Source organism: Dactylosporangium sp. CS-047395 (assembly GCF_050942185.1).
Classification (GTDB): domain Bacteria; phylum Actinomycetota; class Actinomycetes; order Mycobacteriales; family Micromonosporaceae; genus Dactylosporangium.
This window is the reverse complement of the sequence record NZ_CP192015.1, coordinates 4,641,553-4,662,948: the sequence shown is the minus strand read 5'-3', so window position 1 is coordinate 4,662,948 and position 21,396 is coordinate 4,641,553. Positions and strand designations below refer to the sequence as shown.

Annotated in this window: 15 protein-coding genes; 14 read left to right on the top strand and 1 reads right to left on the bottom strand. The window is 73.5% G+C overall.

What is annotated here, in order from left to right:
• Nucleotides 1-80: 80 nt before the first annotated feature.
• The 14 genes from ACQP00_RS21905 to ACQP00_RS21840 all read left to right on the top strand — a co-directional run bounded on the left by ACQP00_RS21905 (nucleotide 81) and on the right by ACQP00_RS21840 (nucleotide 19,499).
• On the top strand, nucleotides 81-2,678 hold the full coding sequence (locus tag ACQP00_RS21905; protein WP_433221871.1) for a type IV secretory system conjugative DNA transfer family protein: 2,598 nt from the start codon (nucleotides 81-83) through the stop codon (nucleotides 2,676-2,678).
• A gap of 254 nt (nucleotides 2,679-2,932) precedes the next feature.
• A complete protein-coding gene (locus ACQP00_RS21900; protein ID WP_433221869.1) occupies nucleotides 2,933-3,820 on the top strand; it encodes a replication-relaxation family protein in 888 nt (295 codons plus the stop codon).
• Between the two features lie 499 nt (nucleotides 3,821-4,319).
• On the top strand, nucleotides 4,320-4,973 hold the full coding sequence (locus ACQP00_RS21895) for a hypothetical protein (RefSeq protein ID WP_433221867.1): 654 nt from the start codon (nucleotides 4,320-4,322) through the stop codon (nucleotides 4,971-4,973).
• 104 nt (nucleotides 4,974-5,077) lie between these two features.
• The gene (locus ACQP00_RS21890; protein ID WP_433221865.1) at nucleotides 5,078-5,848 is read left to right on the top strand and encodes a GGDEF domain-containing protein; all 771 of its coding nucleotides are present in this window, start codon (nucleotides 5,078-5,080) and stop codon (nucleotides 5,846-5,848) included.
• Nucleotides 5,849-6,015: 167 nt separating this feature from the next.
• Entirely contained in the window at nucleotides 6,016-7,023 is a 1,008-nt protein-coding gene (locus ACQP00_RS21885; protein WP_433221863.1) for a DUF4192 domain-containing protein, read from the top strand.
• Nucleotides 7,024-7,175: 152 nt separating this feature from the next.
• Nucleotides 7,176-8,330, top strand: a complete 1,155-nt coding sequence (locus ACQP00_RS21880; protein WP_433221861.1) for a DUF4192 domain-containing protein — start codon at nucleotides 7,176-7,178, stop codon at nucleotides 8,328-8,330.
• Between the two features lie 124 nt (nucleotides 8,331-8,454).
• Nucleotides 8,455-9,639: a hypothetical protein gene (locus ACQP00_RS21875; RefSeq protein ID WP_433221859.1), complete on the top strand. Its 1,185-nt coding sequence runs from the start codon at nucleotides 8,455-8,457 to the stop codon at nucleotides 9,637-9,639.
• Nucleotides 9,636-10,598, top strand: coding sequence for a DNA-processing protein DprA (locus ACQP00_RS21870; protein ID WP_433221857.1), 963 nt, complete (start codon nucleotides 9,636-9,638; stop codon nucleotides 10,596-10,598). Before ACQP00_RS21875 ends, ACQP00_RS21870 begins: the two co-directional genes overlap by 4 nt.
• Nucleotides 10,599-10,773: 175 nt before the next feature.
• Complete coding sequence (locus ACQP00_RS21865; protein WP_433221855.1) at nucleotides 10,774-12,057, top strand: monooxygenase; 1,284 nt, start codon at nucleotides 10,774-10,776, stop codon at nucleotides 12,055-12,057.
• A gap of 387 nt (nucleotides 12,058-12,444) precedes the next feature.
• Complete coding sequence (locus ACQP00_RS21860) at nucleotides 12,445-13,806, top strand: hypothetical protein (RefSeq protein WP_433221853.1); 1,362 nt, start codon at nucleotides 12,445-12,447, stop codon at nucleotides 13,804-13,806.
• A 647-nt stretch (nucleotides 13,807-14,453) separates the two neighbouring features.
• Entirely contained in the window at nucleotides 14,454-15,767 is a 1,314-nt protein-coding gene (locus tag ACQP00_RS21855; RefSeq protein ID WP_433221851.1) for a hypothetical protein, read from the top strand.
• A 322-nt stretch (nucleotides 15,768-16,089) separates the two neighbouring features.
• Nucleotides 16,090-17,163 (top strand): M23 family metallopeptidase, encoded by a 1,074-nt coding sequence (locus ACQP00_RS21850; protein ID WP_433221849.1) that lies wholly within the window; start codon nucleotides 16,090-16,092, stop codon nucleotides 17,161-17,163.
• A gap of 215 nt (nucleotides 17,164-17,378) precedes the next feature.
• Nucleotides 17,379-18,641 carry a DNA-processing protein DprA gene (locus ACQP00_RS21845; RefSeq protein ID WP_433221847.1) on the top strand — a complete coding sequence of 421 codons (1,263 nt, stop codon included), beginning with the start codon at nucleotides 17,379-17,381 and terminating at the stop codon, nucleotides 18,639-18,641.
• Nucleotides 18,642-18,878: 237 nt separating this feature from the next.
• Nucleotides 18,879-19,499 carry a hypothetical protein gene (locus ACQP00_RS21840; protein WP_433221846.1) on the top strand — a complete coding sequence of 207 codons (621 nt, stop codon included), beginning with the start codon at nucleotides 18,879-18,881 and terminating at the stop codon, nucleotides 19,497-19,499.
• 810 nt (nucleotides 19,500-20,309) lie between these two features.
• Here the strand turns inward: ACQP00_RS21840 and ACQP00_RS21835 are convergent.
• Complete coding sequence (locus ACQP00_RS21835; protein WP_433221844.1) at nucleotides 20,310-21,290, bottom strand: helix-turn-helix domain-containing protein; 981 nt, start codon at nucleotides 21,288-21,290, stop codon at nucleotides 20,310-20,312.
• Nucleotides 21,291-21,396: the final 106 nt, after the last annotated feature.

The following is a 21,396-nucleotide window of genomic DNA, read 5'->3' as shown; positions in this document are numbered from 1 at the left end:
CCCGCCGCTGCGGGCTGCGGGCCGCCGCGAACGGGTGGCCCGCAGCCCCTGCGCGGCACCTGCCGAAAGGGCCGATCCTCGTGCACCCCTGCATCGTTCTCGGGCCGACGCCCGTCCCGATACCGCCCCCGCCGCTGCTGCCCGCGCCGTCGCAGCGGCTGCTCGACGCCGTCACCGCCGCGGCCGGCTGGTGCTGGCACCGGCCGTGGCTGGCCGTCCTGCCCGTCCTGTTGGCCGCCGCGGCGGTCATCGCCCGTACCGTCATCGCCTCCCGCCGGCACGAGCGAATGACCCGGCGGGCGCGGCTGATCACCGTCAGCCCACCGCCACAGGTCGACCCGGATGGTGCCGCCACCTGCTGGGCCACACTGGCCGAGCTGCTGCGGACCGGGCTGTGGCGGCGGCTGCGGCACGGCCGGCCCCACCTCGCCTTCGAGTACCGGTGGCAGGGCCGGGAGCTCACGATCGCGGTGTGGGTGCCTGGCACCGTGCATCCCGATCCGGTCCTGGCCGCGTGCCGCGGCGCCTGGCCCGGGGCGGCCTGCACCGTGACCGACGCCGAGCCGCCGCTGCCGCTGGACGCGACCGCGGCGACCGGCGGGGCCCTCACCCCGGTGCTGCCCGCCTGGTATCCGCTGCGCAGCGACCACGACCAGGACCCGTTGCGGACGCTGCTGGCCGCCGCGTCCGGGCTGCGACCGGGCCAGTCTGCGTGTGTGCAGGTCCTGACCCGCCCGGCGACCCGCCGGCAACTGCGGATGCTGCGCCGCGGGGTGCTGGGCCTGCGGACCGGCCGGCCGCCACGCGCCGTACTCGACCCGGCCACCTGGCTCGGCCTCGTCCTCGACCTCGGCGCCGGGCTCGTCAGCGCCGGGCGGCGGAGGTTTCCGGCCGGACGGCCCGGCCCGGTGGCCGACACCGACCCGCAACGCGACCGCGACGCCCGGGCCGGCGTCGACAAGCTCGCGAGCACCCCGTGGGAGGTCGCGTTGCGCTACGGCGTCGCTGATGCCGACCCGCGCGGCGGCGATCCCGCCGAGCGGCTGCCACGCCTGGTCGTGGTGGCGCAGGGCATGGCTGCGGCGTTCGGCGCCTGGACCGGCCGCAACCGGCTGCGGCAGCTGCCAGTCAGGCAGCCGGCCCAGATGCTTGCCGGGCGGGTGCTGAGGGCCGGGTTCCTGCTCTCGGCGGCGGAGCTCGCCGCGATCGCCGCGCTGCCGCTCGACGTCGCGGTGCCCGGCCTGGACCGGGCCCGGGCCCGGCCGATGCCCGCGCCGGTCGCCGTCGCGTCCGGCGGGCGCGGCACGAAGGTGCTGGGCCGGGCCGACGTCGGCGGCCACTCGGTCGCGTTGCACGTCGCCGACGCCCGCCAGCACCTGCACGTGCTCGGCTCCACCGGGTCCGGGAAGAGCACCCTGCTGTCCAACATGATCCTCGACGACATCCACGCCCGGCGCGGTGTCGTCGTCATCGACCCGAAGGGCGACCTGATCCTGGACCTGCTGGACCGGATCCCGGCCAGCCACGCCCGCCGGCTGACGATCATCGATCCGGATCAGCCGGCCGGGACCACGCTCAACCCGCTGCAGGGCGACGACCATGACCTCGTCGTGGACAACATCGTGTCGATCTTCGGGCGGATCTTCGCCAAGCACTGGGGGCCGCGCATCGACGACACGATGCGGGTCGCGTGCCTGACCCTGCTGCGCAAAGCCAACGCGACGCTGACGCTCATCCCGCCGCTGCTCAACGACCGGCAGTTCCGCCACGCGTTCACCGAGGACCTCGACGACCCGGAAGGGCTGCGCGGCTACTGGGAATGGTTCGAGGCGACGCCGCCGCCGCTGCGGGCTCAGGTCATCGGCCCGGTCCTGGCCCGGTTGCGGGCATTCCTGCTGCGTGACTTCGTCCGCCGCACCCTCGGCGCCCCCCGGTCCAGCTTCGACATGCGCCGGGTCCTCGACGGCGGCATTCTGCTGGCCCGGCTGCCGAAAGGGCAGCTCGGCGAGGAGACGGCCCGGCTGATGGGCAGCTTCGTGCTCGCTTCGGCGTGGCAGGCGGCGATCAGCCGGGCCCGGCTACCTGAGGCCGAGCGGCGCGACTGCTTCGCCTACATCGACGAGGCGCAGAACTTCCTGACCTTGCCCGGCTCGGTCGGCGACATGCTTGCCGAGGCCCGCGGGTACCGGCTCGGGCTGGTGCTGGCCCACCAGAACCTCGCCCAGATGCCGCGCGAGACGCAGCTGGCCATCTCCGCCAACGCCCGCAACAAGGTGTTCTTCAGCTGCGCCCCGGAGGACGCCCGGCAGCTGGCCCGGCACACGACACCCGAGCTGGACGAGCACGACCTGTCGCACCTGGACGCCTACCGGGCGGCGTGCCGGCTCGTCGTCGCCAGCCGCGAGACCGCGGCGTTCACCCTGCGGACGAATCCGGCGCGGCCGGTGGTCGGCGAAGCGACCGCAGTCCGGCAGGCAGCGGCCCGCGCCAACAGCGGCGGCGACGTCTCCCCGGCGATCGCAGCACTGGCCGGTGGCGGCCGGCGCCCCGAGCCCGCCACGGGTGAGCCGACCACAGGCGCGGCGGACGGCGCGGACGGGACGAGGCTGACCGGCCCGACCCGCCGGCTCCGCGCGGGGCACCGCGAGTGGATCGCCGACCGCGACCGCGCCGGCTGACCGGCGATCCGCCGGCTGGGCACTGCGGTGTGCCCGCCGCCCCGGACCGGAATCGCCGGGCTGCGGCGGGCACCGGCCGGAGTCCGGTCTCAGGCTCCGCCAGTAGCCCGGCCCGGGTCCGGGCTGCGTGCGGCCGGGCCACGGCCGACCCTCACGATCCATCTCGCCAGCTAGGAGCCGTCATGTCCGCTCGACACGAAACGCGACCCTTCCCTGAAGGGGAACGCTCCACGGGGGATGCCGGCGGTGCCGGCGTGCCACGGCGCCCGGCCGCGTCGACGCTGCTCGACGTCTCGCACCGGCTGCGCCCCCGCGACTATGCGATCGCCGCGCTGCTCGACGAGCACACGACGCTCACCACCACCCAGCTGACGGCGATCCTCTTCGACAGCCCGACCACCTGCCGGCACCGGCTGCAGTTGCTGCGCCGGCTGCAATTCGTCGACCGCTTCGTCCGCAACCGGCCCGGCGCCCCGAACCCGGTGTGCTGGGTTCTCGGGCCGCTCGCCGCCCGGTACACGGCGTTGGCCCGCGGCGGCATGCCGCCGACCCGCCGGGCGCTGCGGGAACGGCAGGACCGGGTGTATTCCAGCCCGGCCCTGGAGCATCTGCTGGCCGTCAACGACGTGTTCGTCGCCCTGCTGCACCATGCCCGCCGCCGGCCGGGTACGGCGTTGACCCGCTGGTGGTCGGAGCGCACCACCACGGCGGCGTTCGGCCGCCGGATCAAACCGGACGGGCACGGTGTGTGGGTCGACGGCGGCCAGGAGACCGGATTCTTTCTCGAGCTCGACCGTGGCACCGAGCCGATCAGCCGGCTGGTCGACAAGCTGGCCTCGCACCGGAAGCTGCGGGCGGAGGGCGGCCCGCAGTATCCGGTGCTTTTCGCCCTGCCCAGCCGGGTGCGGGAGCAGCATCTGCACCGCCGGCTCGCCGACCGGCCGGAGCCGGCGATCGTCGTGGCCACCACGTCTGCGGAGTCCGGGCTGGACCCGGCCGGGCCGGTGTGGCGGCTGGCCGGCAACGGCCGGCACCGCCTCACCCTCGCCGAGCTGCCCAGCAGCCACGGCCAGCCCGGCCCGCTGACCCCAGGACCGGCCCGGCCGGCCGAGAACCCGCTGCGGCTGCTCGCGACCCGCTGATCCGGCCGGCCCCGATCCGCGGCACCCGACCGGCCGCATCGGGCGCGCTGCCGAGGCGGCATCCACCGCCGGAGCCACCACCGACGGGCAACAGCAGGCCCACTGTTGGGCTGACGGGACACAACAGCGGGCCTAGCCGACGATTCCCGAGGATGGCCGACACCCAACAGTGCGGCCGCCGGGACCGCCACCGGCTCGGTCCGGCGGCCCGTTGGGTGCCGCGGTTACGGTCGGGGCTCACGTTTGTGAACCCCCTGGCATACCACCATCCGGGCTTCGCCGCCCACGCCCGCGGTCGCATCCGCCCACCCGCCATCCGGCCGGTCGGCCTGCCCCGCTCGTCGGCGCCCCGCCCACCGCACCACCCATCCACGCGCACCTCGCGCATCCGCCGCAAGTCGGCTGTTCCCGCGTGCCCGCTGGCACCCATCGCGGTCCACTGCCCTGCAGCCGTGCCGTCCCGGCACACCACCCTCGTTGAGGAGGAACCTTGTCCGACATGTCCCTGACCATCGTGTGCCTGCCGCACGGCACTCCGACCGGCGACCTGGCCGACGACGCCGCGCACGCCTTGCGGTCCGTCACGCTGAAGAGCCTCGGCGTCGCTGGGCACTTCATCACCGGCACGCGCCTGCACCGCAACCGGCTCCTGCAGCCGTGGCAGGGCACCGCCGCCGGTGGACCGGTCCAGCTGCTCGACGTCGACGCCATGCGCGCCGCCGCCCAGCGGGAGTATTGGTACCGCTGGCACATCTGGCACCAGGTCGTCGCCCCGACCCGGCCCGCCCAGCCGTACTGGACGTTCGCCGAGCGGCACCTGGAGGACCCGCGGAAGTACTCGCTGGCCAAGGCCCAGCAGCAGTACCGGGCGCAGCCGCGCATCGCCGCGATGCTCACCTACAACGCGCTGCCCAACCGCGTCATGGACCTGCCGACCGCGGACCTGGAGGCGTTCCAGACCGGGGCGCACGGGTACGCCAGCCTCGGCTGGCTCACGGCCGTCCCTGGCAACGCGCTGCTCTGCCTCGACGGCAGTCTTGTGGTCGTCGACCGCGGCCCGTACGCGACCCGGCTGGCCCGCCTGGCCGAGGCGAATCGCCGCATCGACACCCTGCACCGCCGCGACGCCCTCGTCGCGCTCTGCACCCGCTGATCCCCCGCCACCAACCCCACCACCCGCATCGGCACACCGGCCCCGCCGGTGTGCCTCGCCGTCGTCGGCGACCACCCACACCTGGTTCTGGAAGGAGCCGCACCATGACCCCTGGACCCTCGCTGCCCGCCGCCGGCTGGACAGCGGCCGCCGTCATCCCCCTCCTCACGGTTGTTATCGCGTCGCTGTGCCTGTGCAACGGTTACGCCGCGGTGGCCTATGCCGTCGTCGTCCTCGGCCTTGCCGGGCAGGCGGCTGTCCTCGGCCGGATCACGCGCCGTGCGATCCGGTTGGCGGAACTCGTCCTCGACCTGGACGCGTCGCTCAGCATCGCGCTGCGGGACCCGGTCACCGGCCTGCCGGTCCGGCGCGTCGCCGAACAGCATCTGCGGAATGCCGCCGGCACCGAGGTGACCGTGGCCCTCATCGACGTCGACGGCATGCACGACGTCAACACGGCCTTCACCCACGACGGCGGCGACGCGTACCTGGCGCAGCTGGCGCAGCGGCTGACGGACGTCGCCGGACCCGGGGATCTCACCGCCCGCCTCGGCGGGGACGAGTTCGTCGTCATCAGCCGCCGTCCCGCCCTCGTGCTGGGCCGGGCGCTCGCCGCCGCCCTCATCGCACCGGCGACGATAGGTACACAGGCCCGGGCGATCCGGGCCAGCGTCGGCATTTGCCGCGCCCCTGGCGGAGATCCGCATCACGCCCTCGGCCGGGCCGACCGGGCCATGTACACCGCGAAGCGGCGCGGCACCGGCATCGAGTACTACGACCGGCTCCGCGACGGCGATCCGCTGGAGCACGGGGTCCGCCCGCCGATCCGCCACCGCGACAACCGCACCGCCCGCTCGGCCACCGGCGACCTCTAACCCGGCCCGAGCGCCGCCCGTCGCCGCGGACGGCCGAGCATGTCGCCCGCGACGCGACGACGCAGACCAAGCCCTGCCGTGGCTGCCATGTCCGGCAGGTGCAAAGCCCAGTCCTCCAGGCCGGGCGCTGCCCGGTCTGCACCGTGTGCAGTCAAGGAGACCCAACGATGGAACTGTTCACCGGTCCTGTGCCCGTGCGCAGCATGCACGACCTGCTGGCCGTGCTGCCGTATCTGGTCGGCTACCACCCGGCCGACAGCGTGGTCTGCGTCGGCATCCGCGGCGCGCGCCTCGAGGGAACGTTCCGCTTCGACCTCATCGACGACCCGCAGGTCCGATCCTCCTGCATCGCCGTGATCCGGGAGACCTGCCGCCACCATGAAATCCCGGAAACGGTGCTCGTCGGCTACGGCGACGCAGGGCGGGTCGCCGCCACGCTCGGCCCGACCACGACGGCCCTGGCCGGCGCCGGCGTCGATGTCGATGTCGTCGCCACCGTGCACGTCGATGGAGGGTACGGCCACGTGCTGGACCACGAATTCCGTCGCGTGCGTGACATCGCCCTCGACCCCGGCCGCTCCCCCGCCGTGGCGGCGGCCATCGTGCACGGCCTGGTGGCCCGCTCCAGCCGGGCCGCCGTCGCCGACCTGGTTGCGCCGGTGACCGGCGCCAGCCGCGACGCGCTGGACCACGCCGACTACGTCGCCCGGGCACGGCTGCTCGGCCTGCACCGGGCGATCCTGGACCCGGCCCGGCCGACGCCGGTCATCGCGCTGGAATCTCGGCTCCACCGTGCCGGCACCGCCACCATCCGCGCTGCACGCCGGCGGGCCACGGCCGGCACCGCACTCCCGGACACCGCTGTGGCCTGGCTGGCGTTGCTGCTGCAGCGGCCCGGTGTGCGCGACGACGCCATCCGCGGCTGCGACGGCAGCCCGGCCGAGGTCCGGCTGTGGACCGACGTCACCCGCCGCGCCGACCCGACCCTGGCCGCCGAACCCGCCTGCCTGCTGGCGCTGAACGCCTACCTGGCCGGCGACGACGCCCTGGCGATCGCGGCGACCGAACGGGCGCTGCAGACCGAGCCGGACCATCGCCTGGCCCGGCTCATCGCTGTCGCCATGGCGTCCGGCATCGGCCAGCACGTCCTGCGCCAGATCATCGCCGGTCGGTGACACCGCCCGGCAGGACCTGACCGCCGACGAGCCGCCGAGTTCGTATCGCACCGCGATAGGACGGCCCTTCTCCTCGTGCTCACGGGCAGGCTGGGGCCGTACCGGTCCCAGCCTGCCCGCCGCCACGAGGCGGAGACAGGAGGCCAGACACGATGGCCACGCACGACCACGACCGCCACGACCACGACCACGACCGGCCTGACAGCATCCCGGTCCAGCACGGCTCCGCACCGGCCGGACCGGGCGATGTACCGAGCCGTGCGCCGGGACCCGTCCGCGATGACCATGAGCTCATCGCCGCCGTGCCCTACATCACCCGCTATCACCCGCAGCAGAGCCTCGTCGTCGCCGTGCTCCGCGAGGACCGCATCCATGCGGTGCTGCGCGCCGATCTCACCGGCGAGCCGGCCGGACCTGGCACTGGCACTGGCACTGGCACTGGCACTGGCACTGGCACTGGCACGGCGTACCTGGCCGGACTGGCCGACGCGCTCACCGACCAGTGCGTCACCTTCGGGATGCCGATGGTGATGCTGCTCGGGTACGGGCCGATCGAGCTCGTCCGCGCCGCCGTCGTCACCGTCGGCCAAGCGCTGCGGGCCGCCGGGCTCCGCATCGGCAGGATCATCCGCGTCGGTGACGCCACAGCCGATGTCCTCGACGAGCACGGCAACCCGGTCAGGACCTTCACCATCGACCCGCAACGCCGCCCGGCCTGGGCCGCTGGGCCGGACCAGGACCGGGTGGTGTACGCCAGCCGCGACGCCGTCGCCGCCCTCGTCGCCCCGGTCGTCGGGGATGATCGGGTCGACATGGACGCCGCCACGGCAGCGGCGTGGAGCGACCTGGTGACGCTGCGGGCGCGATTCGCGCAGTCCGCCCGCGCGGCCGACGGCGGCGAGGCCTTGCAGGCCGAGCTGCGCTCCGCCGGTGACACCGCGGTCTGGGGGGCCCGGTATGACACGGCCCGCGGCGCTGGGCTGTACGACGACGACGTGGCCTGGCTGGCCCTGCTGCTGGCCGAGGACGTGGTCGTCGATGACGCGCTGCCCGGGTGCGACGGCAGCGCGGCGGAGATCGCGCTGTGGCAGGACGTGACCCGCCGGGCCGAGCCCGCGCTGGCCGCGCCGGCGGCGTGCCTGCTGGCCCTGAACGCCTGGTTCGCCGGCCACGACGCGCTCGCCATCGCCGCTCTCGATCGAGCCCAGCACGAGGCCCCGGGTAATGCGCTCGCACGGCTGGTGCGGGCGAGCCAGCAGCTCGGCCTCGACCGCAAGGCGGTGCGGGCCATGCTCAGCGGCGGCTGAGCGGCGACGCACAGCACCACCGCCGATTCCGGCGGCCCCTCTTCCTCGTGCCAACGGGCGGGCTGGGGCCGTGTGAGTCCCAGCCCGTCTGCCGCCACGAGGCGGGGATAGGAGGCCATCCAACATGGCCACGCACCACCGCACCCGGCGCGCCACCCGCGCCGGCACCCCGGGCACCGCACCACGAAGCGCCGCGGACCGGGCCGCGCTTGTCGAGCAGATCCACGACGACCTCCTGCGCCGGCTGCAGGGCTTCGCCGCGGAGCCGGCCCAGTGGGTGGAGTTCCTGGACCAGGTCGCCGTCTTCGGCGCCCGCTACAGCTTGCGCAATCAGATCTTGCTCGCCGAGCAGGCCCGGCAGCGCGGGATCGTGCCGCGCTACTTTCTTCCCTTCGGCAACCGGGCCGGGACGAGCGGCTGGCTGGCGTGCGGGCGGCGGGTCCGCGCCGGCGAACGGGCGTTCCACATCTGGGCGCCGATCCGCCGCCGGGTCGCTAAGGACGCGCAGCAGCAGGTCGGTGACGGTCCGGTCATGGGCACCGGCACCGCACCACACGCCGGACAGGACGTCGGACAGGACGCCGGATCACCGGCGCCGCAGCGGCTGGCCGGATTCCGGCTCGCCGCCGTGTTCGAGCTGTCCCAGACCGACGGAGCCCCGTTCGAACCGCCGACCGTCGAGCGGCGCCGCCGGATGCTGCTGCCCGCCGGCCGGGCGCCGCAACTGCTGCTCGGCGACGACCCGACCAACGTCTTCACGGATCTGGTCGCCCTGTTCGCCGATGCCGGCTACCAGTTCCAGCTCGACGCGCCCGGCAGCGCGCTGCTCGGCGACGCCAACGGCCGCACCCGCGTCATCCTCGGCCGCGGCCGTCCGCGCCGCTCAGTGACGGTCCGCAACAACCTGAGCGGCGCGCAGCAGGTGAAGACGATGCTGCACGAACTGGCCCACATCCGGTGCGGTCATCTCGACGATGCCGCCCCCGGCGAACCGGCTGTCGCGGTCCACGAGGGCCGGGCCGAGACCGAGGCCGAAAGCGTCGCCCATGTCGTGTGCGCGGCGCTCGGCCTGGACACCAGCGGCTACAGCGACCCGTACGTGTTCTCGTGGGCCGGCGGCGACCTCGACCTGATCCGCTCCTGCGGTGACCGGATCGTGCGGGTCGCCCGCGACATCCTCGCCGACCTCGACCCGCTCGACGGCTGGGACACCCCGGACACCGTCCCGCCCGATACGGCGGATGCCACCGACGGGCGGGGCGACGGGCGGGACGACCCTGTATCCGCCGACGCGGACCCGGGGCCGTGACCGCCGGCGAGGACCGGACGGCCCGGGCCATGCTGAGCTGGCTGACCGAGCCCGGCGACGACACGATCGGACAGCTGGTGTCGCAGCACGGTGCGGCGGCCGCCCTCGATCGGCTGGTCGCCGACGTGTCCGCGGCGGCGCGGGTGCGGCCCGAGGTGGCGCCGCTGCCTGGTCCGCTGCGCCAGCTGGCCGAATCGGGTGCGGCCGCCGCCCTGGCGACCTGCCGGATCGTCGTGCCGGGTGACGCGGATTGGCCGGCCGGCCTCGATGACCTTGCCCGCACCGGGGGAAGGCCGCCGGTCTGCCTGTGGGTGCGAGGTCCGGGCCGGCCGCCGGCCCCGGCCGTCACGGTCACCGTCGCCGGGACCCGGGCCGCCAGCGACTACGGCCGGATCGTGGCCATGGACATGGCCGCTGGGCTCGCCGCCGCCGGTTTCACAGTAGTGTCCAGTGGCCGTGCCGGTATCGACGCCGCCGCGCTGCGTGCCGCCCTGGCCGTGCCGCAGCCGGGGGCACCGGTCGCTCTGCTGCCCTACGGATTGCACCGGCTGCATCCGGCCGCCGAGCTGCGGATGCTGGAACAGGTCGCCGACACGGGACTACTGATGTCGGCGTGGCCGCCGGATGCCCAGCCGAGCCCGTCGCGGACGGTCGTGAACCGCACGCTGCTGGCCGCCGTCTCCGCCGGCAGCGTCGTCGTAGAGGCCCGCGGCGGGCACGGCTCGGTCACCGTCGCCCGCCGGGCCGCGGACCTCGGCCGTACCGCGATGGTGGTGCCCGGACCGGTCACCGCCGCCACGTCGGCGGGCGTCCACCGGCTGCTGCGCGGCGACCCCCGCGTCCGGGCGGTCACCAGCGTCACCGACATCGTGAGCGAACTGCGCGTGGCCGGACCCCGGGTCTCGATGCGGGCGCTGCCCGCGGCGGGTGAGGTCCGTCCGGGTCCGTCGCCCACCTGAGCGGACGGGCCGCCCTCCGCGGCATCACGCCCCGGGCGGCCGCTGACCTACCACCCGCTCCGCTGCTCATCCAGCTCCACGGCCGACGCCCGGCCGCCGCGCATCCGCGCACCCCGGGCACGGCCGCATGGCCGTGCCCGGGATCCCGGCCCCACCTCACGGAGGCACCGCAGCCATGCAGTCACACCAACCCGGCAGCGTAGGGTTCGGCCTGCGCATCGCCGTCGTCGGCGGTTCGCTGACCGGCACCGCCACCGCCCTGTTCTTGGCCCAGCACGGGTTCACCGACGTCACCGTCTACGAAGCGTCCCCGGCCGCAGCCACCCTGAGCGGCGGCCTGCTGACACTCGACCACATGGTCCTGGACCGGCTCGACCGGGCCGGCATCGCCCAGCACCACTATGTCCACATCCCATCGGAGACGATCTGGCAGGTACCGGTCCGCCACCGCCAGCCGGGCCGCCCGGACGGGCGGCGCTACCCGGGCCGGTTCACCACCTGGACTCGGCTCGCCGCCGCCCTCTCCGCCGCCGCAATCGGATGGCTGCCGCCCGGCGCGATCCGCACCGGAGCTCGCGTCACTGGTCTCACCGAACACTCCGGTCGCCCACGGCTGCACCTGACCGGCGGCGGCATCGTCAGCGCTGACGTTGTCGTGTTCGCCGACGGCTGCGCCTCCATCGGACGGCGCCTACTCGCCCCGCAGCGGCAGCTGCACTACGCCGGCTACGTCGGGTACCGCGGCTCGATCGCCGCGGCGGAGCTCCCCTGCCCGGCACCGGCACCGCCCGCCCAGGTGCCGCAGACCCTGGCCGAGATCGCCGGCCTCGGCGACTTCTGGCGGCTGCAACCCGGCGACGGCCTGCAGTGCAACGTCTGCCCGGTCCCCGGCGGCCTGGACTGGACCTGCTACCTCGACACCACCGACGAGCAGCTGCCTGCCATCTTCGGCGCGGCCCCGCACCAGCGGTTCTTCGCGCCCGGCAAGCACATCAGCGAGCTGGCCCATGCCCGCCTCGACGCGTCCGTCACCGACCGGCTTCCCTTCGCGTTCGCCGCACTGATCCACGCCACCAGCAGGCGGGCCGCGTTCCCGATGCTGGACGTCGACCCGCCGGCCCGCGCCGTGTGGCCGGTCGGCGACGGGTGGGCAGTGCTCGCCGGCGACGCCCTCGCCCCGGTGCGGGCCCACACCGGGCGCGGCGCCAACCACGGCCTCGAGCAGGCGGCCGCGCTCACCGCCGTGCTGGGCCAGTACGCCCGGCACGGGGCCGACCTCGGCAGCGCCCTGCACGGCTGGCAACGACGCATCCTGCCCGCCGTCCTCGACACCCTGCTGCTCGGCCCCCGCCTCGGCCACCGCGCCGGCCTCGGGATCACCGCCACCGCGAGCCCACGACCAACCCGTGGGGCGGAACCCGCTGTGGCAGCGCTCCCGGGCCCGGCACCGCGCAAGTAGTCGCCCACGGGCGGGGCGTTGCCGACGCCATTCACCGGCCGCGGCCCCGCGGCCTTCGCGCTCCTCCAACGCCGGGCATTCGCACCCGGCGCCGGTCATCGCACGTCGGGCATCGGCTGCTCGGCGGCCTGTGCCCGGCCGAGGGCCGTGCACGCCACGCCGCCCGCGTAATGCACAGCCGCGCGTCCTGACCTGCGCCAGCTCGGCTGGCGGCCGCATCACCGGGCCGCCGCCATGTCATCCGGCTCGGCACACCGCCGAGCTCTCCCACCCAGTTGACCCTTCCGGGTATCGCGCCGGCCGCGTGGCGAGACCCGGGACGGCCCGGGGATCCGCACGCGGTGCGGCGCGATGCCTGGTGCATCCTCGTCGAAAGGACACCGCACCATGCTCGAACCCTCCGCGCAGATCGATGCACTGCTTAACGGCGCCACCGTCCAGCCGGGCAACGCAGGTATCCAGGCGATGCTGGAACGGGAACCGGAGTTCCCGAACCGCCTTGCTGCGCAGCTCGCCGGGATCGCCGCCGACCCCACTGCTCGTGCCCTGGCCGATCAGTACCTGGACACCTCCTGGGCCGACGAAGAACGCCGGCAACGCCTGCTGCAGTCCAGCGGGTCCGACCGCGAGGTCATCATCGGCAGCGGCTGCCACGCCGCCGTCTACGCCGCGGTCCGGGTCCTCAGCGGCTATCCGCGGCCGCTGGTCCTGGAGCGGGGCAGGCGGGCCGGTGGCACGTTCGCGATGACCGGCCGCCCGACGTTCTACCTCAACTCCCGCAACCGTGCGGGCATCGCGGGCCTGGCCGGTGACCTTGGAGCCAGCCTGAACTTCCTGCCGGGTGCGCCGGTCCAGGCCGCGAACTTCTCGATGGCCGAGTATCAGACGAACGCCGACCTGGCGTTCGTCATCAGGCTGGCACTGGCCCAGTACGCCGACGTGGTCACCGAGGCCGACGTCCGCGCAGTCGCCGGCGACGGCAACGGCCTTGAGATCGGCATGCAAGGCCGCAGCCCGCTGTTCGCCCAGCGCGTCATCGATGCCCGCGGGCTCGGCGATCCGGTCGACGCAGGCCTGGCCAACGGCACAACCGTCGTCACCTTCCCGCAATTCATGCAGCGCATGGCCGGGCCGTGGCCACTGCGCGGGGTGCGCCGGGCCGCCGTCATCGGCGGCGGCGACGCCGGCAAGTGCACCGTCGAATCGCTGCTGGGCATCGCACCCGCACCGCAACTGGCCGCGGCCGCGCTGGACTGGGTCGAACGGATCGACTGGTACGCCGACAGCCTGCCGGCCACGTGCGATGACTGGCGGGACGACATCCGCGGCCGGTACCAGGCCATCGGCCCATACCTGCGATCCGACCGGTACGGGGTGCAGCGGGTCTTCGTCCAGGATCGCCGGGCGACACCGATCGCGGTGCCGGGCGCGGCGTTGATCGAGGGCCGCGGCTACGACCTGGTGGTGCTGTGCACCGGCAGTGCCGAGACTCTCATCGACGGCATCGGACCCGGCGCGTTCGACCTGTATACGGCAGCTGACGGCGCCCCCGTGGCGCGGAAAGCGTACGGCCTGCCGGTGTTCAGGGTCGGCCCGCACGCACGCCTGCCGATCACCGTGCGGGAAGAACAGAACGGCGTCGGCGACATCGACGCCAACGCGGTCTCGATCTTCCGACTGGCCGCCAAGACCGCAGCGCTCGCCGCGACCCTGCCCTCCGCAGCGCGCGAGGCTGACCGCCTGGCCTGACCATCTGGCCTGACCATCTGGCCTGACGGGCGGGTCACGGGCGGCCATGTGGCCGAGGGGACCTGCGCTGCGCGACCGCGCACGTGGACGCGTCACGACCTGGACATCCCGGCGCCCGCCGCCGACCCCCTACCGTCCAGCCCTCCGCAGCCATGGCGGCGATGAGCAGCACCACCCAGCCCGCTGGGCCGCGCTAGCCGGCCCGAACAGCCGCCTGGCCTGTCCCAAACCGACGCCGAGACCTGCATGCGTGCCTGCAGGCCCGGCGGGGGCCGGGTTTGCGTGGCCACGCCTGCAGGTCCGGCCCACACCTTGTGGAGCACATCCTGTGACTGCAACCTTCGACACCGGCGCTCAGCCGGTGCCAGCACCACCCTCGGCCCCAACTGGACGGCAATTATCGGCGGGCCTGCCGCCCGGCCTGCCCGGCAACCGCGGACCCGCCGCAAGCCGATCGGCACCGGCCGGCCGGCGGCGGATCACGTCCGCCGTACACCGGCGTTGCGCCGAGGACCGGCCGACCGTCCGGAGCACACGACCACGGTCCGCCGGCCGGGTGTGTGAGATCCCCGCGGCGGCGCCGCTGTTGCCGTCCAACCGGCGCAGCGGCGGGAGGCAGCTAGATGCGTCCTGAGCGTGCGTCACGGATGGCTTGCAGGACCTGCGGCACGCTGCTCAACCGTTACCAGGACCTCAACAGCGGACAGACGCGTTACGTCCATCCGGCCGGCGTCGGTCGCGGACCGCGTCATGCCGCCGACCCGGCGCCGTTGGACGAGGTCGACGTGCGCCAGGCGTGCGACTTCTGCAGCGACGAACGCGTCGCCTACACCGTCGCAACCGAGCCCATCACCACGATCGGTGCATTGAACGGTGGGACGCAAGTGGACCACTACGACACCGAATGGACGGCGTGCTTCCCGTGCGAACGCGACCTACGCGCCGGTGACCTCGACGCGTTGCGCCGGCGGCTGGAACTGACCAGCCGGATGGCGGGCCTGCTCGACCCGGCGATCGCGCAGGTCCTGCACCAGGCGGTCCGGCGGGGACTGCGGCCCGGCAGGACCCTGGCCGTCACGGGCCGCTGGCCAGCCGGCCCGCTGCCAGCCGCCCACCTGCCCAGGATCCGTGACCGGCTCGCCGCCCTGTATGGCGGGCCGACCGGCCTGCCCCTCGCCCTCGACGATGCCGGGATTCGCAGCAGCGTCGCGGGCAGCATCGCCGCGGCACGGCTGATCTGGATCGACGCCGCGTTCACGGAGCTGGCCGATCACGCCGCCGGCTCGCTGCCACCGACCGTCATCGACCCGGCAGACCTGCCCGCCCCGCACGGTCTGCTCGCCTGGGCAGGCCCAGCCGGGACGGCCCGCCTGGACGCTGCGTCGTGGACCAGCGGACCGGACGGGGTGCGGGTGATTGGCTACCGCAGCATCGGCACCGGGCTGCCGCCGCGGGACCTGCAGCAGCTGCGGGAGGAGATCGGCTGGCTCATCCCCCGCGTCCACACCCGCCTCGAGCCCGGTGTCCCGGTTGATGCGGCCTGTCCCGTCGCGGTGCTCATCGTGACCTGGCTGCTGATCGCGCAGCGGGTCGCCGAAACCGTCCCGGCCGCCATCGACAAGACGGTCCGGAAGGCCTATCTGCGTTCCGGCCGGCCGGCCCCGGCGGTGCAGCTGGTCCGGATTCGTGGCACCGGCCGCAGCGAGCAGGATCGTACGGACGACGCCGGCCGGGGTCCCGGCGGCCAGGAACGGGCCCCGCGGGCGTACCGGTGGTGGGTCCGGGCCCACTGGCGCCAGCAGCCGTACGGCCCGGGCCGGACACTGCGCCGGCCCGTGCTCGTGCTGCCGCAGGTGCGCGGCCCGCGCGACAAACCGATCAAGGTCAGCACCGTGGTGCGGATGCTGACCGATGTACCGCAGCGCCCGGAGGCGGCGGGCCCGGACGAGCCCGGCCAGTGACAAACATCGCGCATCCACTGTGGACGGCCGCGGTCGGCGCCGGCGCTGCCACGCAGCGTCAGTCACCCGGCCGCGACCGTCCACCGGAGGTCACCACGGGACCCGCTCCGGCGGCGAACGTCATCGCGGTAGGCCGGGAAGGTCGCCAACGCCGCTCGGTCTGAGCCCGATCGTGACGGGACTGCCGGCGTGATCGGGCCGCGCGGCGATCTCGCCGCCGGCGTGTCCATTGCCACCGCCACTGCACCGCAACCCGTCGCCAATAGCGCTAAGGAGTCGTCGTGCCTGCATCGTTGAGCCGCGCCGTGTGCGGAGCCGAACAATGACCGGACGAATGCTGACGATGATCGCCGTCTGCATCGTCGGCCTGACGTTGTGCTGCGTCGGTGGTCTCGCCGCCGTCACCGGTGTCGCGGTGAGCTGCGGGGCAGGCCTGGGCGGGTCCGGCGGTGACATCGTCCGGTACGACGCCGAGCAGCGCGGCAACGCCGCTCGGATCGCCGCCGTCGGCGCCCGCCGGGGCATCCCGGTCCGCGGATGGGTGATCGCCGTGGCGGCGGCGATCCAGGAGTCGGGACTGCGCAATCTCGGTGATCTCGGCGCCGCCAACGACCACGACTCGCTCGGGCTGTTCCAGCAGCGTCCCAGCCAAGGGTGGGGCACCCCGCAGCAGCTTCTCAACCCCGAGTACGCCGCCGGGGCGTTCTACGACGCGCTGCTGCGGGTGCCGGGCTGGCAGGCGCTTCCGCTCACGAGGGCCGCCCAGGCGGTACAGCGCAGCGCTTACCCGGATGCCTACGCGAAATGGGAGGCCGACGCGACAGCGCTCGCCGCCGCCGCCGTACCAGGCCGGGCGACCGACGGCGGCCTCACCGGCTGTACCGGCAGCGGATGGACGCGGCCAGTCGATGCCGCAATCGTGTCGCCGTTTCGTGGGCCCGGCCGGCCCTCTCACGACGGTGTCGACCTCGGCGCCGGCCGCGGCACCCCGATCCGGGCCGCCGCGGCCGGTGTCGTCATCACGGTGCGGTGCAACGCCCACCGCACCGACGGAAGCCCGTACTCGTGCGACATCGACGGCGATCCGCAGACCGTCCGCGGCTGCGGCTGGTACGCCGAGATCGCCCACCCGGACGGCACAGTCACCCGCTACTGCCACCTGCAACATCAGCCGGCCGTCGCCGTCGGCGACCCCGTCACGGCCGGGCAGCCGATCGGCGTCGTCGGCAGCAGCGGCCACTCCTCAGGTCCGCACCTGCACTTCGAAACCCATACCGGTCGGCCCGCATCGCCGGCCAACGCCGTCAACCCCGTCGCCTTCATGTCCGCCCGCGGCGTCAACCTGACCGCGCCTTGCAACGGGACCCGGGTCTGCATCGAGGTCGGCGAAACCTGATCGCCGACCTCGGATGCCGGCGGCTCGGTGACGGACCCGGCAACCACGCCGCCTCCAGAGCCCCCAGCACAGCCGCATCGTCCTGGGCCACACCCGACCCCACGACACCAACCGCCGGGACCAGCTGGCATCCGCCTCAACCCGGCCAGCACACGCCACCCACATCGCACACCGCACGTTCGGCCGTGCACATCTCGTATGACCAGGAGGTCCAAGTGCCCTACACCACTCGCCCCGGCCACCAGCTGTCCACCGACGACCGGCAGGCCCGCATCGCCCTGGCAATGCTGACCGAGCCCGGCGACCGCGAAACCGCCCAGCTGATCGAGGCCTTCGGCGCACCGGACGCCTTCGGCCGGGCCGTCGCCGGCCACGCCGTCAGCGCCGGACTGGCTGCCGCCGTCCACACCCGCCTCACCGAGGCCCAGCTGCGCCGGCCCAGCGGCGGCGACACCGCCGCCGTCGCCCGGATCGCCGCCACCCTCACCGACCACGCCCAACAGCGGGCCGCCGGGCTCGGCGCACGCATCGTCACCCGGGCCGATGCCGAATGGCCGAGCCGGCTCGATGACCTCGCCCGCACCGGCCTGGCGGACATCTGCCCGCCGACCGCGTTGTGGGTGCGGGGGCCGCTGCAGCTCGCAGATACCGTGGCACACTCCGTGGCCATCGTCGGGGCACAAACCGCCACCGGCTACGGCGTGTTCGTCGCCGCAACACTCGGCCTCGGCCTGGCCGAACAGGGCTGGACCGTCGTCTCCAGCGGCCGGCCCGGCGTCGACGTCAGCGCACACCGCGGCGCCCTTGACGGGGCCGGTGCCACCGTCGCGGTCGTGGCCAGTGGCCTCGATCAACCCCGGGCCAACCCGGCCGTCATGGATCAGATCGGAGCGGAAGGGCTGCTCGTCACCGACGTCCCGCCGGGCACTCGCACGGCGTTTCGGCACCGCCGCAGCCGCAACCGAATCCTGGCCGCCCTGTCCGGCGGCACCGTCCTCGTCGAAGCAGGCCCGCGCAGCGCCGCCCGCACCGTCATCACCGCCGCGCGACAGCTGCGCCGCACCGTGATGACGGTTCCTGGGCCCGTCACCTCCCCGATGTCGGCCGGCTGCCACCAGGAACTGCGCCGTCCCGGCACCACACTGGTCACCGGGGCCGGCGACATCATTGACGCCGTCAGCCGCGCCGGAGCCGCACCGGCGTCCCCCGGGCTGGCGGGCCAGACGGTGTACCTCCTGACCTGGGATCAAGGCGACGGCACTGAATCCTACGTTTGCGCCGATGCCGCGGCCGCGGAACGGCGCCGCGATGCGCTCATCCGGGAACACTGGAACCTCGTGAACTGGTACGACGGGGTCCCGGCAGAGCCGCCCAACGACCCGGACGCTGCGCTGGCGATCTGGGAGGCCACGAATGTCGAGAACGCCGACGCCTTCGTTGGCCTGTTCACAATCGACGCGGTTCGTGTCGCACGGTAATTCATCGCCGGGTCGCCTCAGGCCGGCGCAACTCAACCCATCCCTGCACGGTGGATCGGCCCGGTCAGGGCGAGCAGGTGTGAACCCTGGCCGCGGCGCGGGTGCGTCCGCGGTGGAGGCAGGTACGTTCGTCGTATCGACGTCGGCAGCTACTACTGGAGGGAGCGAATGATGTGGTGGTCCAGGCCGCGCCGTCAGCCAGCTGGCTTCGAGGACACGTTGCTCGACGGTTCGCCGATGCCGTCGCATGACGTTCAGTTCGATGCACCGTTCACGTCCTGGGCGTGCAGTTGCGGGGAAGGCGGCGAACAGCGGCCGGGTTGGCCTGCCGGGTATCAGATCGTCGAGCATGGCGTGGTGACCACGGCGCCGCTGCTGCCCCTGTTGCGCGAGAGCCAGCTGGTGACCGCGATGCGGCTGAGTGTGGCAGCAAGCAGGCCACACAGCGTCGCCGCGGTTGAACTGTTGATCGGCAACGGATTCTGGCTGCATGACCGCCGGGTTCGCACCCTGCTCAGGGGCGGCTGGGATGCCGGCCGCCTCACGGTCCGCGTCGACTGGACAGCGGTGGCGCAGGCGCTCGGCGTCGTCGACGAGGCACTGCGAACCATCAAATGGTCGCAAGCCAGGCCCGAGTGGATGGCGGACGTCCTGGACGCATGGAGTGGCATGCCGGATCCCGAGACAGCGATCCCACTGACGGAGTCCGAGGCGTCCGACGTGATGTTGCTCCGATACGCCACATCGATCGCCGGCGGCATGCCGGTCACGCTCAGCAATCTGGGTAGCCACCACCTCGACCCGCACGATCGAGAACTGGTCATGGAAGCGATCCAGCGTATCGCGACAAACAGGTGATGTACCGGGCGAACAGTCGAAAAACGCTCCGGCCGTAGGCCACGCGCTCAGGCCGCCCGGGGCTGTCGATCGCCGGCCGGTCGCGCGGGCCGCCGCCATGCCGCGGCACGACGCCGTTGCGCCCGACGCTGACATTGACGGGTCCGGCATGTGCCGGCGCCCCGACTGGTCGCGACTGTCGCGCTGGCGAATGCCCGCACCCGATGGCGGACGGCCACGTGAGGCGTCCGGACGGAGCGAGCCAATGCAGTGCAAAGCATGCATGAGGCATGCATGTCATCCCGCGGCCGGCGTCCGAGTTCGTTCGCCGCGCCAGGGCATGGCTGCCCGCTGGATGCCAGCGAGCATCCCGCATGTCCAGGAGCCTTCCCGCGCGCTCAGCGTTGCCAAGGTTGCTGGCTGGCAGACTGCTGCGATCGATGGCGATGCGCACGACCAGGTCGGGGTCGGCGCCCGAGGGTGAGGAGCACCTCGGTGCTGGCACGTTGGCAGTCATGGGGACCGCTGAAGAACGCGGCGCTGCGGGCAAGGATGAGCCGGCGCTTAGCTTGGAGCCGCTGGACCTCGGCGTCGATGACGGCGCGAGCATCGCCGACACCCAGGCCGCAACGGAGGGTCGCGTTTCCAGCAGTCCCAGTGATGCTGGCGACGGCGAGAAGCTCTTGACGTTGTGGCGTTCGACCCGCAGCCCGGCCGGGGTCATGATTAGGTTTCTCGTACACGCGTACGAACTACGGTAGATCGGGGTCGCGGTGCGCCAGCGTGTAATTGCCGCTCCATCGGCCTCGACCGCAGACCGCTCCCGCCCGGTCATGGTGCCGGTACGTTACCCAGGTCGCGCCCCTGTGCTGGGAGGGGGTACGTCGTCACGGCCGATGCTGCAGCCGATGGCAGCCGTACTGGAGGATCCCGCCTGGCGGCTATGGCCGGTGTGGCGCACTCGGCCACAGCCGGGCCAGCGTGCACAAGGCGCAGCAGGGGCCGCCGGGCCTCCCCGGCCGATGCGGCTGATGCGGCTGAACCGAGGCCACGGCGGCATGCGGGACAGCGGATCCCGCTGTTGCCGCCGAGGCCGTGTGCGCACCGGCTGGGGTCACCATCAGCTGGCGCGGCAGCGGCGTCGGCTGCTACAGCCGCAACGTCCGAACGAACGGCATTGTCGATGGGATGGTCGCAGTTGTGGTTCGGTCCGTGGGTGGTGGGTGGTGACGGCATGAGGTGCAGGTGTCGGCCGCCGTGTGGTGCAGCTGCCGCTGAGCGCGGGTTGCCGTGGGGTGCAGCTGTATGCTGAGCGCCCCAGCCTGCGTCCCACGGGTCGGGGTGCAGGGCCGGCGGATCGAGGTCGTCTGCATCCCGCGGGGTGGGGCGCGGCCGGTGTGGCGGCCGGCTCGGTGCGGTTGCTGCCGGAGGCTTGTGTCGGCCGCGGCGGCGCGCCGCAAGGACCGCGGAGGACTCGGTGACGTGCGCGGGGGTGAGCACGTCGATCCGGTCGAGGATGTCGGAGGCCAGGATGAGCCGGTACTCGTCGGCCTGCCCGCGTCGGGCCCCTTTCCGGACTACGGCGATCAGGCCCGCTTCGCGCAGTCGCTTGAGGGCGGTCTGGATGACGTTGTAGGTCAGTTCACAGTCCACCGCGAGTCGTGCCACGCCGGGGTAGACGCGGCTGCCGTCATTGTCGGCATAGGTGGCCAGCATCAGAGCCACCGCTTTCGCCGTCCGGCCGAGCCGGGCGCGGCGCACCACGTCGAGCCATTGGCGCAGGGTCACCGACTCGTCGCCCAGCTCCGGCATGCTGCGGTCCTTTCTCATCGGTGTAGGCAGGCGACAGCAGTCGCCGCTGCAGCGCAGGCATCGCTGCTTCGAGGCGGGAGGGCACGGCCGGTGAGCTGCTCGATGC

Coding starts and splice junctions, on each gene's coding strand:
- ACQP00_RS21850 (WP_433221849.1), top strand. CDS start 16,090: ATGACCGGACGAATGCTGACGATGATCGCCGTCTGCATCGTCGGCCTG.
- ACQP00_RS21880 (WP_433221861.1), top strand. CDS start 7,176: ATGGCCACGCACGACCACGACCGCCACGACCACGACCACGACCGGCCT.
- ACQP00_RS21885 (WP_433221863.1), top strand. CDS start 6,016: ATGGAACTGTTCACCGGTCCTGTGCCCGTGCGCAGCATGCACGACCTG.
- ACQP00_RS21835 (WP_433221844.1), bottom strand. CDS start 21,290: ATGCCGGAGCTGGGCGACGAGTCGGTGACCCTGCGCCAATGGCTCGAC.
- ACQP00_RS21865 (WP_433221855.1), top strand. CDS start 10,774: ATGCAGTCACACCAACCCGGCAGCGTAGGGTTCGGCCTGCGCATCGCC.
- ACQP00_RS21860 (WP_433221853.1), top strand. CDS start 12,445: ATGCTCGAACCCTCCGCGCAGATCGATGCACTGCTTAACGGCGCCACC.
- ACQP00_RS21895 (WP_433221867.1), top strand. CDS start 4,320: ATGTCCCTGACCATCGTGTGCCTGCCGCACGGCACTCCGACCGGCGAC.
- ACQP00_RS21890 (WP_433221865.1), top strand. CDS start 5,078: ATGACCCCTGGACCCTCGCTGCCCGCCGCCGGCTGGACAGCGGCCGCC.
- ACQP00_RS21875 (WP_433221859.1), top strand. CDS start 8,455: ATGGCCACGCACCACCGCACCCGGCGCGCCACCCGCGCCGGCACCCCG.
- ACQP00_RS21855 (WP_433221851.1), top strand. CDS start 14,454: ATGGCTTGCAGGACCTGCGGCACGCTGCTCAACCGTTACCAGGACCTC.
- ACQP00_RS21840 (WP_433221846.1), top strand. CDS start 18,879: ATGCCGTCGCATGACGTTCAGTTCGATGCACCGTTCACGTCCTGGGCG.